At 34.1% G+C, this 13,053-nt stretch carries 13 protein-coding genes; 7 read left to right on the forward strand and 6 right to left on the reverse strand.

Going from position 1 to position 13,053, the window contains the following annotated elements:
• Positions 1-224: 224 nt before the first annotated feature.
• Complete coding sequence (locus LV842_RS01685; protein WP_233109728.1) at positions 225-3,281, reverse strand: M60 family metallopeptidase; 3,057 nt, start codon at positions 3,279-3,281, stop codon at positions 225-227.
• A 193-nt stretch (positions 3,282-3,474) separates the two neighbouring features.
• Here LV842_RS01685 and LV842_RS01690 point away from each other — a divergent pair, with 193 nt between their 5' ends.
• From LV842_RS01690 to LV842_RS01715, 6 genes are all read left to right on the forward strand, one after another.
• Complete coding sequence (locus LV842_RS01690) at positions 3,475-3,801, forward strand: ArsR/SmtB family transcription factor (RefSeq protein WP_233109729.1); 327 nt, start codon at positions 3,475-3,477, stop codon at positions 3,799-3,801.
• 178 nt (positions 3,802-3,979) lie between these two features.
• Positions 3,980-4,438, forward strand: coding sequence for an SRPBCC family protein (locus LV842_RS01695; protein ID WP_233109730.1), 459 nt, complete (start codon positions 3,980-3,982; stop codon positions 4,436-4,438).
• An 87-nt stretch (positions 4,439-4,525) separates the two neighbouring features.
• The gene (locus tag LV842_RS01700; protein WP_233109731.1) at positions 4,526-5,104 is read left to right on the forward strand and encodes a YdeI/OmpD-associated family protein; all 579 of its coding nucleotides are present in this window, start codon (positions 4,526-4,528) and stop codon (positions 5,102-5,104) included.
• Between the two features lie 18 nt (positions 5,105-5,122).
• On the forward strand, positions 5,123-5,518 hold the full coding sequence (locus tag LV842_RS01705) for a DoxX family protein (protein WP_233109732.1): 396 nt from the start codon (positions 5,123-5,125) through the stop codon (positions 5,516-5,518).
• Positions 5,519-5,544: 26 nt separating this feature from the next.
• Entirely contained in the window at positions 5,545-6,102 is a 558-nt protein-coding gene (locus LV842_RS01710; protein ID WP_233109733.1) for a DUF4256 domain-containing protein, read from the forward strand.
• A 75-nt stretch (positions 6,103-6,177) separates the two neighbouring features.
• Positions 6,178-6,678 carry a hypothetical protein gene (locus LV842_RS01715; protein WP_233109734.1) on the forward strand — a complete coding sequence of 167 codons (501 nt, stop codon included), beginning with the start codon at positions 6,178-6,180 and terminating at the stop codon, positions 6,676-6,678.
• A 32-nt stretch (positions 6,679-6,710) separates the two neighbouring features.
• Here LV842_RS01715 and LV842_RS01720 read toward each other — a convergent pair whose 3' ends face one another.
• A complete protein-coding gene (locus LV842_RS01720) occupies positions 6,711-7,742 on the reverse strand; it encodes a threonine aldolase family protein (protein ID WP_233109735.1) in 1,032 nt (343 codons plus the stop codon).
• Between the two features lie 85 nt (positions 7,743-7,827).
• Between LV842_RS01720 and LV842_RS01725 the strand changes: the two genes are divergently transcribed.
• Positions 7,828-8,481: a metal-dependent transcriptional regulator gene (locus LV842_RS01725; protein WP_233109736.1), complete on the forward strand. Its 654-nt coding sequence runs from the start codon at positions 7,828-7,830 to the stop codon at positions 8,479-8,481.
• A gap of 78 nt (positions 8,482-8,559) precedes the next feature.
• Here the strand turns inward: LV842_RS01725 and LV842_RS01730 are convergent, their stop codons facing one another.
• The 4 genes from LV842_RS01730 to LV842_RS01745 all read right to left on the reverse strand — a co-directional run bounded on the left by LV842_RS01730 (position 8,560) and on the right by LV842_RS01745 (position 12,884).
• Positions 8,560-9,735 carry an aminotransferase class V-fold PLP-dependent enzyme gene (locus LV842_RS01730; RefSeq protein ID WP_233109737.1) on the reverse strand — a complete coding sequence of 392 codons (1,176 nt, stop codon included), beginning with the start codon at positions 9,733-9,735 and terminating at the stop codon, positions 8,560-8,562.
• 82 nt (positions 9,736-9,817) lie between these two features.
• Entirely contained in the window at positions 9,818-10,957 is a 1,140-nt protein-coding gene (locus LV842_RS01735) for a hypothetical protein (protein ID WP_233109738.1), read from the reverse strand.
• Between the two features lie 29 nt (positions 10,958-10,986).
• Positions 10,987-11,889 carry a TssN family type VI secretion system protein gene (locus tag LV842_RS01740; RefSeq protein ID WP_233109739.1) on the reverse strand — a complete coding sequence of 301 codons (903 nt, stop codon included), beginning with the start codon at positions 11,887-11,889 and terminating at the stop codon, positions 10,987-10,989.
• A gap of 53 nt (positions 11,890-11,942) precedes the next feature.
• Positions 11,943-12,884 (reverse strand): type VI secretion system baseplate subunit TssG, encoded by a 942-nt coding sequence (locus LV842_RS01745; RefSeq protein ID WP_233109740.1) that lies wholly within the window; start codon positions 12,882-12,884, stop codon positions 11,943-11,945.
• Positions 12,885-13,053: the final 169 nt, after the last annotated feature.

A 13,053-nucleotide genomic window follows, 5' to 3' on the forward strand; every position in this document is an offset into this window, starting at 1 on the left:
AATACTAAGCTTTTAATTAATATGAACAAATATGCCACCATGAATAATTTAACATAATATAAATTATAGGATTTTATTTTCTTATAACTAGAGGTGATCTATCTTCATATTTTATCCCTATTTATTCATTATTTGCATAATGATTTCAAATGCTTTTAAAAGTAATAGGTTTACAAAATGAACTTTAAAATTTATTTTGTAAACCTATTATTAAATGTTTAAAATTATTTTTTGATAATCTTAACGGTTCTAAAGACATTCCCTTTTGTATCTTTTAAAGAAAGAAAATAAATTCCTTGAGGCCACTTAAGAATTTCTGTATTTATTTTCTTTTCAATAACTTCAAGATTTCCGTTTGAATTGAAAATTATTTTTCCATCTGTTCCAAAAATACTTACATTGTAATTTCCTGATGTATTTTTTAATCTAATATGAATTGAGTCATTCTGCCCCACAGGATTAGGATAAACAACAAATTCAGAATTGTTACTTTCCAATTCAGCTATGGAAAGCGCTGAAGCAGGATAAACTAAAATTTTCTGTCCATTATAACCTACTGCATATACAGCTACCGCATTAGATGGATAATAAACTTTTGTAGTCTGATTAGTGGTATCTCCTGTGCCTATGACAGATACATAAATAAGTTCATTGCTGGCATTAAATGTTTCATAAGCTACTGCATTTTGCCAAACACTATGCTGCACGGTAAGGTAATTATTGCTTAAAGTAACTCCTTGTCCTGTCTGCCCGCTAAGCGGAAGATGATCACGGAAAGCTGCAATACTTCGCGATGAAATATAATGCATCACCGGTGAAACAGGTGTCTGATAGTTTTGAGCCTGTATATAAGCAATAGTAGCATCTATCTGAGCCTGGGTAATGGTAAGTTGTCCGATGCCATAGTCATCAATGGCTCTGTCGATTGGTTTTAAAAATCCTGTTTTTATGAAGAAACCGGTTAAATCTTCCTGAACTACTGCACAGGTATTTTTCACAAAATTCAGAAGCAATTCACCATTGGAAACACCTGAAGCATTGTAACTTCTTGCAATATTGGCAACCATTCCAAACCAGTGTGCATAATCTATCCCTGTATAAGTAGTTGGATAATTAAAGGAAAGAATTGGTGCATTTCGTGAAGCTCCGGCCAGTTGATAATACAATTCAAGTTGCCAAAAAGGTACCAGCACTTTAAACACATCTATATTTGTATTCCCTTGTAAGGCTTCCTGGTTTATGGCAGTATTCAAAATTGCGCCGTTTATTCTTCCTCCCGTTAAACTAGTCATTCCTGTTGTAGGCTCCACAGATTCTCTTTCTAGACGTGACATGCCATCATTTTGTACATTCATATGATAATCTACCCATGTACTATATATATTATTAGTAACTTCTGTAGTACCAATCCATTTAAGATCCGGTCTTATCTGATTGATATGCCCGAATTCATGAGCAATTCCCCATAAAGACAACTGATTGACATCGGCTAGAGATTCCTCGCCCCAGTCGGAATCCATATTTATACCTAGCCCTCCCGCATACCAACCTCCGCCATTATTACTATAGCTGAACATACGGTTTTTTGGAACTAAATTATATTTATACAGCCCCATCACAAGCCATTCATTTTTTACAATAAGATCATATTTTGAAGTGAGTTCGACAGGATTAAAAGGAGCATAATTTTTCAACATGCTTTTTTTGTAAACCAAATGAGAATGTTGCCCCACAACATCGATCATATTATAAGCTGAATTCGTCAGATTTGTCTGCCAGTCAGTTTGTGTAGAGGTCTGATAATGATAAAGACCATTTACCTTGCCGGAAACAATATTGATCTTGATATCCGGTAGTGCTGAATTGGGATTATAATAACTGATATATCCTAAACCACTGTTAGTAAGCTGGAATACATTCAAACCATTATGAAGTTCATAATAAGAAGAGGTACCACCAATAGTGGTAGAAAAATCCTTCACTTGCAACGAAATACTAGCACTAGAAGGTAAATTTTGAACAAACATGGCCACCTTGCTTCCTTGTTCAAAAACAATACCTGTTGGGTTTTCAAAACGGCTATAGCCACCTCCCACTTTTAAATTACCTGTAGTAACAGCAATGGGTGGATAAACCTTATAATCCTGAACTCTGTACTTATTTACATATGTTCCGTTGAAGAGGCATTGTGCCAAACCTTTATAGAACGGCGACGTCATAGCATCTATATCTGCTTGCGTAACCGAAGGCTGTAATGCTGAATAAAGAGTATTTGCAAAAATATTGGTGTAAGGATTGGCAGTTCCTGAAGAGCCTAATGTGTAAAAGCCCATTTCAGCACAACTTGCATAGTTTCCCTGACCATTATTTATTGTAATTCTTATATTTAAAGGGGTAATCTGATTAGGAAAATAGACGTTCACAGGAGAAGAAGGATTTTGAAAATCAAATGCCATCAATGTCACAAAGGTACTATTCGACGTAGTATTATAGCTGATGCTTACACTTCCAAACCGCCCGTTGCTTCCACTAGTTCTCGGAGTATATTTCAGATAATCAATAGGGGTAACACCATCTAATCTGTAATTTAGCACCACCGGAAAAATAGTATTGCCATATGCAGAATGATAAAGTGTATTTACATCATTGTCAAAAGATTTATCTATATTTTCTCCTGACTGATAAGATGATGCGGTTGTTCCTGAAGGTATAATGGTTGCCTTCACATCGTTAGTACCATTTACATTTAATTCTGCTGTATTGATGGTACAGTCCGTGCCGTCAGGAATTACCGGTTGTACTTCAGAAAAGAATTTCATCTCTGCTCCACTCGAGTAGTTACCACTGCCGGCATTTACAGAAATTTTAATAATGTAAGGGGTCTGAATAGCTGTTGGAAAAATAACTTCTTTATCTAGGGCGTTAGATGTCCAACTCAAAGTATTGCTTACCGAAATGAAAGTATTGGGTGCCGCCTGTGTACTGTAGGAAATACTTACATTGGTCCATATTCCATTTGTTCCTGATTGTCTTGGAGTATAAATAAGCTTCTTAATACTGGTAACATTAGAAGTAAAATAAAACTTCAACTCATCCGGAATACCGTTCTGTGACCATTTAGAATGATAAAGGGTCGAATTATCATCATCAAGTAGCTTTGCAACTTCACTCCCTGGTTGTGCAGGCTGCAAGGATGATCCAGCATATACAGGAACTTGGTATAGTTGTGAAAATAGATGGGATCCCCATAAAATAAAAAAATATAGTAGTAATTTTTTCATATAATATCATTTTATATACAAAAATAGCTTTTTGAGAGCTATTACTTTTTTCAGGAAATTATTTTTACAATATAAAAAGTTAACTTTTTATTTATCAATTTTATTACATTTTATTAAATATTTTTTGATTTTAACAAAAATAATTTGCGTAGCTAAATAACTACATATATATTTGTAGTCAAATAACTACATAATGAATTTAAGAAGAGATGTATTTCAGGCAATAGCTGATCCTACCAGAAGATCAATTCTGATGCTGGTTGCAGCTCAATCTATGACTGCAGGTGCGATCGCTTCAAATTTTGATACCGCAAGACCCACCGTTTCAAAACATCTTCAGATCCTTACAGAATGTGAATTATTGAAGTCAGAACAAAACGGACGCGAAATTATTTACCATTTAAATCCAACAAAAATGAAAGAAATTGCAGACTTTATTGAACCTTTCCGTAAAATGTGGGATGAAAAATTCAATAAACTAGAAAGTGTGATGAAAGCATACCAGAATAGAGATGCGTGATATGAGATTCGAGTTTTGGGGTTCGGGTTTTTAGCGATGTAAGTTAAGTTTACAAATACAAAACCTGATAAAAACCCATTACTCTTCTCTTCAATCCTGATAACTCGAATCCTGTATCACACAAAACACTATAACTCGAATCCCGTACCTCGAACTACTAAACCCCAAATCTTAAAATATGGAACTTAAAACAAAAATCCACGCTGAAGACGGAAAACAGGAAATCTTCATCATCAGAGAATTTGATCTTCCTGTAGAATTGCTCTTCAAAGCCTATACAGAAGCTGAGCTTTTCGAACAATGGATGGGAACCAAAGTGACCAAGTTTGAAAACCAACCCCACGGAAGTTACCGTTTCGAAACCTCAAATTCTCAGGGAGAAGTCATGTTCAGCGCCAATGGAACGATTCATGATATTGTTCAAAATGAGAAAATTATAAGAACTTTCCAGATGGAAAACACCCCTTTTCCGGTGCAGATCGAGTTTTTAGAATTTGAAAAAATAACAGATACCACCAGCAAAATCACGATCCAAACCATTTATAAATCTGTAGACTTCAGAGACCAGCACCTGAAAATGCCTTTTGCACGGGGAATTAATATGGCACATAATCGTTTGCAGGAAATATTTAAATAATGAGATGCGGGATACGAGTTTCGAGTTCTCAGAATCAATCCATTGCATCTCGCATTTCGCATCACGAACCTCTCAAACTCAAAACATATGAATCCAAAAGTTGATTTTTTCTTCGATAAGGCCACCCAATGGAAAGAAGAATTTGAAAAATTAAGAACCATTGCCTTAAACACCAAATTGGTAGAAGATTTAAAATGGGGCTGTCCTTGCTATACGTTTGAAGGAAAAAATATTTTCTTAATTCACGGTTTTAAAGAATATTGTGCGCTTCTCTTTTTCAAAGGTGCTTTAATGAAAGATTCCGAAAATATTTTAATTCGACAAACTGAAAATGTACAGGCTTCAAGACAAATCCGTTTTACAGATCTACAACAAATTGTTAATTTAGAAAAAACACTCAAAGCTTATATGTTTGAAGCTGTTGAAATTGAAGAATCAGGGGCAAAAGTCGAAATGAAGAAAACCAAAGAATTCGAAATGCCTGAAGAATTTCAACAAAAACTAGATGAAAGTTTCGAATTAAAAAAAGCTTTTGAATCGTTAACTCCAGGAAGACAACGCGCTTACCTACTCTATTTTTCTTCCGCCAAACAATCCAAAACAAGAGTTTCAAGAATTGAAAAATATATTCCGGAGATTCTTGACGGGAAAGGCTTAAATGATTAAAAACTTAAACAACAAAAAATGGAAACACCAAACAAATCACAAAAAAGAAACAAAATCATCTATTGGATCTTTACCCTTTGGATGTCTTTAGGAATGGCTTCAACAGCCATTGTTCAATTAATGAAAAACAAAGATGAACTAGCCAATTTCACCAATCTCGGCTACCCTTCTTATTTAATGATCATTATCGGAGTCTGGAAAATATTGGGCGTTATCACTGTTTTAATCCCCAAATTTCCTTTACTAAAAGAATGGGCATACGCAGGTTTTTTCTTTGTGATGTCCGGAGCGGTTATTTCGCATATTATTGTTAATGATCCGTTTAGCAAAACTTTTCCGGCAATTTTATTGCTTGTGTTAGTAATTATTTCTTGGTATTTTAGACCTGCCGATAGAAAACTCTCTGTAAATTAATCCTGATCACCATAACAAAATTAAATATGAAAAAAAAGAAACTTTCCACCACACAAAACGAAGAGCTTTTAAAAGTTCTGAAAACCCGTTTTGAGAAAAATATGAGCCGTCACAAAGGAATGCATTGGGATAAAATTCAGGAAAAACTGGAGAAAAGCCCGGAAAAAATATGGTCTTTAAACGAAATGGAAGAAACAGAAGGCGACCCCGACGTCGTGAGCTACGACAAAAAAACAGACGAATACCTTTTCTTCGATTGTTCCCCTGAAAGTCCGAAGCGCCGAAGCCTTTGCTACGATTATCCTGCCTGGGAAGCCAGAAAAGCGAATAAACCGGAAAATAATGTTATTGACAAAGCTTCAGAAATGGGGATAGAGCTACTCACTGAAGAACAATATCGCCAACTCCAGGAATTAGGAAAATTTGATCTGAAAACTTCAAGTTGGATACAAACTCCTGCAGCGATCAGAGAATTAGGCGGAGCCATTTTCTGTGACCGACGTTATAATACGGTTTTTACCTATCATAACGGAGCGGATTCTTATTATGCAGCGAGAGGTTTCAGAGGATGTCTGAAGGTTTAATTTTTTACAATCATTCAATAATAAAATGATTATTTTAGCAACTTCGAAATTTAGCTAACCCAACAAAAAAGGATTATGAAAAAGTTGATCTTATTAAGTTCACTATCAGTTTTTTTAATGAACTGCAATAAAAAGACAGAAACGGCAGCTCCAAAAGCAGAAACAGATTCTACAGCAACCACAGAAGCGGTAATTGATACTTTAGGACCAAAATCATTCTGTTATATGGGAGTAACCGGAAAAGACTCTGTATTTGCCAGTATTGATGACAATTTGGGAACCATTACCGGAAAAATGTCTTACAAAAACGCTGAGAAAGACAGTAATAAAGGTGATATTTCAGGTTATAAATCAGGAGATACATTAAAATTAACTTATGAATTTGAATCTGAAGGCAAAAAAAGCGCAAGAGATATTTTCTTCATTCAAAAAGATAATTCATTAGTAGAAGGTATTGGAGCTCATAAAGAAGAAAACGGACAGGTAAAATATGCCAGTGAGAAAAACATCAGTTATAATGATGGCCAAAAACTGGAAAAAGCCGATTGTAATCTTGTAAATAAAGGTTTAAAATAACGAAAAATGCAACTTAGTTAAGTTGCATTTTTTTATAGTTCTGCGTTGATAATTTCAATAAATTCATTTACAGGTTCATCCTGAGTATTCCAGGAAGTAATAAGCCTGATTGCTGAAAAATTTTCATCTATTTTTTTCCAGACATAAAATTCAAACTTTTCGGATAGTTTTTGAATAAGTTCATTGCTTAAAATCGGGAAAATCTGGTTGGTATACGTATCCGAAAGAAACTGTACTCCTTTTTCTTTCATCGCATTTTTAATTTTCATGGCCTGCTGATTCGCTTGTTTTGCCAAATCAAAATAAAGGTCGTTTTTCATCAATTCCAAGAACTGAATTCCTAATAATCTTCCTTTTGCCAGCAATGCTCCTTTCTGTTTAATATTGAAAGCAAAATCCTGTTGAAGTTCATGATTATTAATGACAATAGCTTCACCAATCAAGGCTCCGTTTTTAGTTCCTCCCAAATAGAAAACATCCGTAAGTTCCGCTACTTTTTCTAGCGTCAGATCACTGATTTCGGAAGTTAAACCATGTCCCATTCTCGCGCCATCCATAAATAGAAACAAATTGTTTTCTTTACAGAATTTCGAGAGTTCTTCCAGTTCTTTTAAAGTATAAATCGTACCCAATTCTGTAGAATTCGAAATATACACCAACTTCGGCATGACCTGATGCGGAACATTTTTATGATTTTCCAGAACCGGAATGATATCTTCCGGACTTAGTTTTCCGTCCACTTTTTCTATACCTAAAATCTTGTGTCCGGTTGCTTCAATTGCTCCTGTTTCATTATTGAGAATATGTCCCGTGGATGCAGAAATTGCACATTGATAAGGTCTTAAAATGGAAGAAATTACAATTAAATTAGCCTGAGTTCCCCCAGAAACAAGATAGACTTCCGAGTCTGTTTTTTTAATTCTTTGTTTAATTAATTCCTTAGCCTGTAAAGAATACCCGTCTTCTCCATAACCTGCCTGCTGATCTGTATTATGCTCTAAAAGAGCCTGTAAAATAGTAGGATGACAGCCCTCCGAATAATCGTTTTTGAATGAAAATTTCATAGAGTAAAATTAAAAAAACTTAAAATAACAAGCAGCAATAATTCATAATATTTTGTTAGATTTGTAATGAAATTCATCTAACATTTTGAAAACAACACTAACCGAAGAAAACTATCTGAAAGCTTTATTTCATTTGGTAGATAGTGAAAGTAAGGTAACGATTAATGAACTCAGCAAATTTTTAACTGTAAAAATGCCGAGTGTTAACAACATGATGAAGAAGTTTGCAGAAAAAGGCTGGGTGATCTATGAAACCTACAAACCGCTTATCGTTACTGAAAAAGGACGTCGCGAAGCTGCTTTGGTGGTAAGAAAACACAGACTTACAGAAATGTTTCTGGTAAAAAAAATGAACTTTGGATGGGAAAATGTTCATGAAATTGCGGAACAACTCGAGCATGTACACTCTACTATTTTCTTTGATAAAATGGATGAAATTCTTGATTATCCGAAATTTGACCCTCATGGAGAACCGATTCCTGATAAAGACGGGAATATTATTGCTCAGGATTTACAAAAATTAAGCAGCTGCGAGCTTGGAGAAGTTGTGACTTTTGCTTCTGTAACGCTTTCTGATGATGCTTTTCTTAATTATCTGACCGAAAGAAATCTATTATTAAACAAGAAAATAAAAATTATCAAAATTGAAAGTTTTGATAAATCCATTACCGTAGAAGTTGATAAAAAACAGGAAGTTTTGAGTCGAAAAGCAACAGAAAAAATACTGGTTAAGAAATAATTTTCAAAACTATTAAGATCTTATTCGTGTTATTAAATGATTAAACTTAAATAAGATCTTAATGGTTAAAACATCCTACTAAAAACTACTTTTCAAGATTTCGGAAACTGTTTCAATTTCTTCAACGGTATTGAAATAATGTGGTGACAGTCTTACAATTCCATTGATATTTTTATTGGTAAAATCAATTAAGGCAGAATTCTTATACGTTACAGAAAAGAAAACATTATTTTCTTTCAACACTTTTTGAATATTTTCGAGATCTCCGTTTGGACTGCAAAACGTAATAATACTGCTCAGATTATTTCCCTGATCCCAAACCTGAAAACCTTCATTTTTTAAATTCCCTCGAAGTCTTTCGGATAGACCTTTGTTATAATGTTCAATAGCATGCATCCCAATATTATTTGCATATTTTACAGCTTCCGTAAACCCAAGCAAAGACGCATAAGAAATTTCCCAATGTTCGAATCTTTTTGCGGTTTTAAATAATTCATAATCATCATATTCAGACCAGTGAGCTCCTCTCATATCTAACAATAAAGGAGCATAATTTTGTTCCAACATTTTATCGGAAACATATAAAAATCCTGTTCCTCTTGGTCCTCTCATGAATTTACGTCCGGTTGCCGTTAAAAAATCACATCCGATTTTCTCGACATCCACAAACATTTGTCCGACAGACTGACAAGCATCAACCAGATACAAAACATCATATTTTTTACAGATTTTTCCTACACCTTCAACGTTTTGGATTAACCCCGAATTTGTTGGAATATGTGTAACAGCAACCAGTTTTGGATGATGTTGTTTAATTAATTGTTCCAGATCTTCCAAATCCAGTTCATGGTCTGCAAGATTTTTTGTTCTGATGATTTTTACCTTTAATTTTTTCTGAAGTGAAATAAAGGTAATCTGGTTGGAAATATAATCGTCAATCGTGGTAATGATCACATCGCCTTCTTTAAAAACAATACTGGATAAAGCCTTTGTATAAGCATCTGTAGCACTTGTTGCAAAAGCAATATTGGAAGGTTTACAATGAATCAGCTTTGCCGTTTCTTCATAAAAATTTTCCAACAATTCAGCATTTCTATTGGCGACTTCATAGCCTCCAAATTGCTCTTCTTGCTGTATATAATGCAGCATTGAATCTACCACATACATCAGCATTAATGAAGATCCTGCATTATTGAGAAATATTTTGCCATCAGATAATCCTCTAATATCCTGTCGTATTATATCTATATTCATATTTACTGAATGCTTTAAAACAATTTTACACAAAAAATCCCGAATGTATATACCGGGATTTGTTCTTTCGAGCTCTATATGGTTAATCCAAAACGCTCCAGCCTCTTTTCGGGTTGGTATTGGAAGAAACTTCCTGTTCGTTGACGATAATGTTTTCTTTTCTCTGACCAATATAATCCAGCTCACTCAGTTTGGAGAAAATAATTTCTAAACTTCTCAATAGCTGTTGAATGTACAATAAAGGTTCTCCACAATTGTGGTGGTCATAATTGGTTTCAGCTACAATTGATAATTGGTTTAATAAAGTATGAGGTGCAATTTCACTCCATTCTAAGCTATAATTCAGCATTTCTTCCAATTCTGCAGGAACCAGAACCTGTGTAGAATTATATAAATTAAGAGCCAGCTTCGCAAAAGATTCAATCAAAAATACTGGTGGTTGCCAAGGCGTAATATTTCTAAACTGAAAATACATATCCGCAAAAGTGGTTACCATCGTATTACACAAAAATTTTACATTCTGTGCTAATGCTGTATTCTGGTTTTTATGAGAAGCTTTCTGAATAATTTTAAAAGCATATTGCTGCAAATTACCAATTGATTTTGCAAAACCGTTGTAATAGTTAATTAATGTAGGATGACTCTGAATAGAAGTACATGGCGGAATAAAGTTTGAATCCACCTGAGCAATATTTCCTTTAAGATCAACTTTCCCTACAATTAGATAGTTTCCTCCTGAATAACTGCTATTTAGAGACGTTACCGGAAGTAATTCTATATGATAATTCGATTGTGTATTCGGATGTCTTGGCGGAATTTCTTCAGGATCAATATCCCCAAATGGAACCTTATCAAAAGGATTTACCGAAATCAAAATATAATATTCTCCGTCTACCTGTTCTTCGTTCATTGATTTTGCCAATGACTTCACACTTACTCTCCTATCATTAAGTTCTACTCTATATCCGGCTAATGTAACAGCACTACAATGTTTTATAACTAGCTGAACATCATTAGTTGCCGTATTATGAACATCAAAAATAGTTTTGTCGGTAAACTCGTTGGGAATGGGTAAAAGTCCGTAATTATAATTGGTAATTCCTAATGAATTGGAGTCTCTAATGGTATCAATTAAAAAGTTATCCTGATCATTTAAATGTCTTTGGGAGACCTTCATTCCGTCTACCCAATTGATCGCAAAATGTTTAATTGGCTGTATCATATTAAATACTTTTATAATTTGTGTGTGTGTTAAGATTTTTTGGTAATTCCTTCTTCTTCATGCTGAATTACTCTTTTGCAAATAACCACTTCATTTTCTGAAATACTATTTGCTGCAATATCCTGATCGAAATTGATGTATTTTCTAAAGCTGAAAAATGACTTTTTTGTGTAAAAAATCCAATAATAAGATTCTTTCTCACTATCAGTAAGATGAATAATAGATCCAGGATTTTTATGGTTATAATCGTCTACGACTCTATAAAACCAATCCCCGAAAGTAACGCCTGTCGGTAAAGTCTTAGCTTTAATCCTGAATCGGTTGGATTCTTCCAGGTTTTTGCTCAATTCTACATTCAGTACCATTAATCTGTCAAAATCTGCCCCTTCAAAATCAGGAAGTTTTTGATCCGGTGAATACCTCCATGTTTTATAAATATCAACCGGAATGCTGATAAACTGAACATAACAATAATGGAACACCATCGGAACAAGGAAGATGAAAACACTTGTCGCAGCCATTACAGGATACCCTGTTCCTCTACTCATCAAGTCAAAGATCAATGTAAAAAGGTAACCTCCGAATAAAATGCATGTTAACGAAAGTACAGATTCAAATAATACATTCATTGAGAATGAATCAATATGCTTTTTAAAATATCTGTCTAAAAGATTAACATGAATAATCCCTAAAACGAAATAAACAATCTGAGCAATCAGATACCAATAAGGATTAAAAGAATTTCCGGCAAAGCCAAAAAAACCGGGTACAGCTATACACAAACTGCACAGAAGAACATAAATAATGATGGTTTTGATTTTGATGGCAGGCTTATTCCTTCTGATGATTCCTAAAATAATCATCATAATTACTGCAATCAAAGGCATTAAAATATATCTTAAAAATATACCTTTTACTGAAGAGATTTCCATTTGTCTTTTTTCAATTAATAATGTATTGGTGTTTGTAAATATAGTAAATTATTTCAGAGGAATGTAGAGTAACCAAGGCGATTTGCATTTCTTCCATCGTCTTCCAAAGCGAAAGAATATTCCTGTTTTTCCGTGATGAAATTTTCTTTTACATCTACACTTACCGGTAAAAAATAATCATACATCGTATGAAGGATTTTCCTGAACGGACTTCCGTCAATAAACTTTTTCATCTCAGAATACGGAATCGGTCCGATATTCACCACCCAGTTTCTTTGTCCGTCCATATGACTTCCACTCGGAATGTAAGTAACTCCCAATCTGGAATTTCCCAACAGCATCGAATCATCATTCTCTTCTATTTTATCAATAATATTAGGAGCAAAAGTAACTTCTACCGGAATTTGAAGAAAAGCGGTCATGCATCTCTCAAACCACTTTTTATCACCTCTGATCTGGTGAAAAAACGGTAAAATATAGATGAAAATATAAGCATTCTGCTTGTCAAGCATGGTCACCAAAGGCCAAAGTTCACTCACTGTATCAAGTAAAGAATCTGTATCACTGGAGATATCAAAGTCGGATTCTTTCAGCAAAGCACTGATTTCAGTAAAGAAAATCTCCAGCTCAAACGGTTTGAAGAACTTTCTGGCATCCTCTTCTACTCTTTTTTGTTTTCGGATTTCTTTAACAACCGTTTCTACATTTTTCCTGGATGTTCCCAATGATGGCGGATGAAACAAGCCTTCAGGAAGATAATCGTAAATTCCTTCCCGATAGGTTTCTATGGTAAAAACTTCTTCATCAAACCCTAAGAAATGACTTGAAATTCCTTTTATATCTTTAAGATAAGCTCTGTCATTAATTCCCAGGCGTTCAATAAAAATATTACTTACGGCTCTCTGGTATTTTAATAAATTAACAGCCACAGCTTCAGCTTTAAAATCTGTCTGCAGCTTATTGTAATGCATATCTACAATATCATTCTCATACATAGTATTTTCTGTGATTTTGGGCGTGTAAAGGTAATATATCTCCTATTATTGAAAAAATATTTCTTAAATAATTTCACTTTAAAAATACTAATTTAATCCCATTAAAAAGAATAATCCATGTAATTATCCGTAAAAATACGGTAACAAAGTGTAGAACTTCTATGTTTAA

Origin of the sequence: Chryseobacterium gwangjuense, assembly GCF_021311115.1 — a bacterium.
Taxonomy (GTDB): domain Bacteria; phylum Bacteroidota; class Bacteroidia; order Flavobacteriales; family Weeksellaceae; genus Chryseobacterium; species Chryseobacterium gwangjuense.

Bases quoted from the DNA above. Each gene is read 5' to 3' on its own strand.
- LV842_RS01685 (WP_233109728.1), bottom strand. From the start codon at position 3,281: ATGAAAAAATTACTACTATATTTTTTTATTTTATGGGGATCCCATCTA.
- LV842_RS01690 (WP_233109729.1), top strand. From the start codon at position 3,475: ATGAATTTAAGAAGAGATGTATTTCAGGCAATAGCTGATCCTACCAGA.
- LV842_RS01695 (WP_233109730.1), top strand. From the start codon at position 3,980: ATGGAACTTAAAACAAAAATCCACGCTGAAGACGGAAAACAGGAAATC.
- LV842_RS01700 (WP_233109731.1), top strand. From the start codon at position 4,526: ATGAATCCAAAAGTTGATTTTTTCTTCGATAAGGCCACCCAATGGAAA.
- LV842_RS01705 (WP_233109732.1), top strand. From the start codon at position 5,123: ATGGAAACACCAAACAAATCACAAAAAAGAAACAAAATCATCTATTGG.
- LV842_RS01710 (WP_233109733.1), top strand. From the start codon at position 5,545: ATGAAAAAAAAGAAACTTTCCACCACACAAAACGAAGAGCTTTTAAAA.
- LV842_RS01715 (WP_233109734.1), top strand. From the start codon at position 6,178: ATGAAAAAGTTGATCTTATTAAGTTCACTATCAGTTTTTTTAATGAAC.
- LV842_RS01720 (WP_233109735.1), bottom strand. From the start codon at position 7,742: ATGAAATTTTCATTCAAAAACGATTATTCGGAGGGCTGTCATCCTACT.
- LV842_RS01730 (WP_233109737.1), bottom strand. From the start codon at position 9,735: ATGAATATAGATATAATACGACAGGATATTAGAGGATTATCTGATGGC.
- LV842_RS01735 (WP_233109738.1), bottom strand. From the start codon at position 10,957: ATGATACAGCCAATTAAACATTTTGCGATCAATTGGGTAGACGGAATG.
- LV842_RS01740 (WP_233109739.1), bottom strand. From the start codon at position 11,889: ATGGAAATCTCTTCAGTAAAAGGTATATTTTTAAGATATATTTTAATG.
- LV842_RS01745 (WP_233109740.1), bottom strand. From the start codon at position 12,884: ATGTATGAGAATGATATTGTAGATATGCATTACAATAAGCTGCAGACA.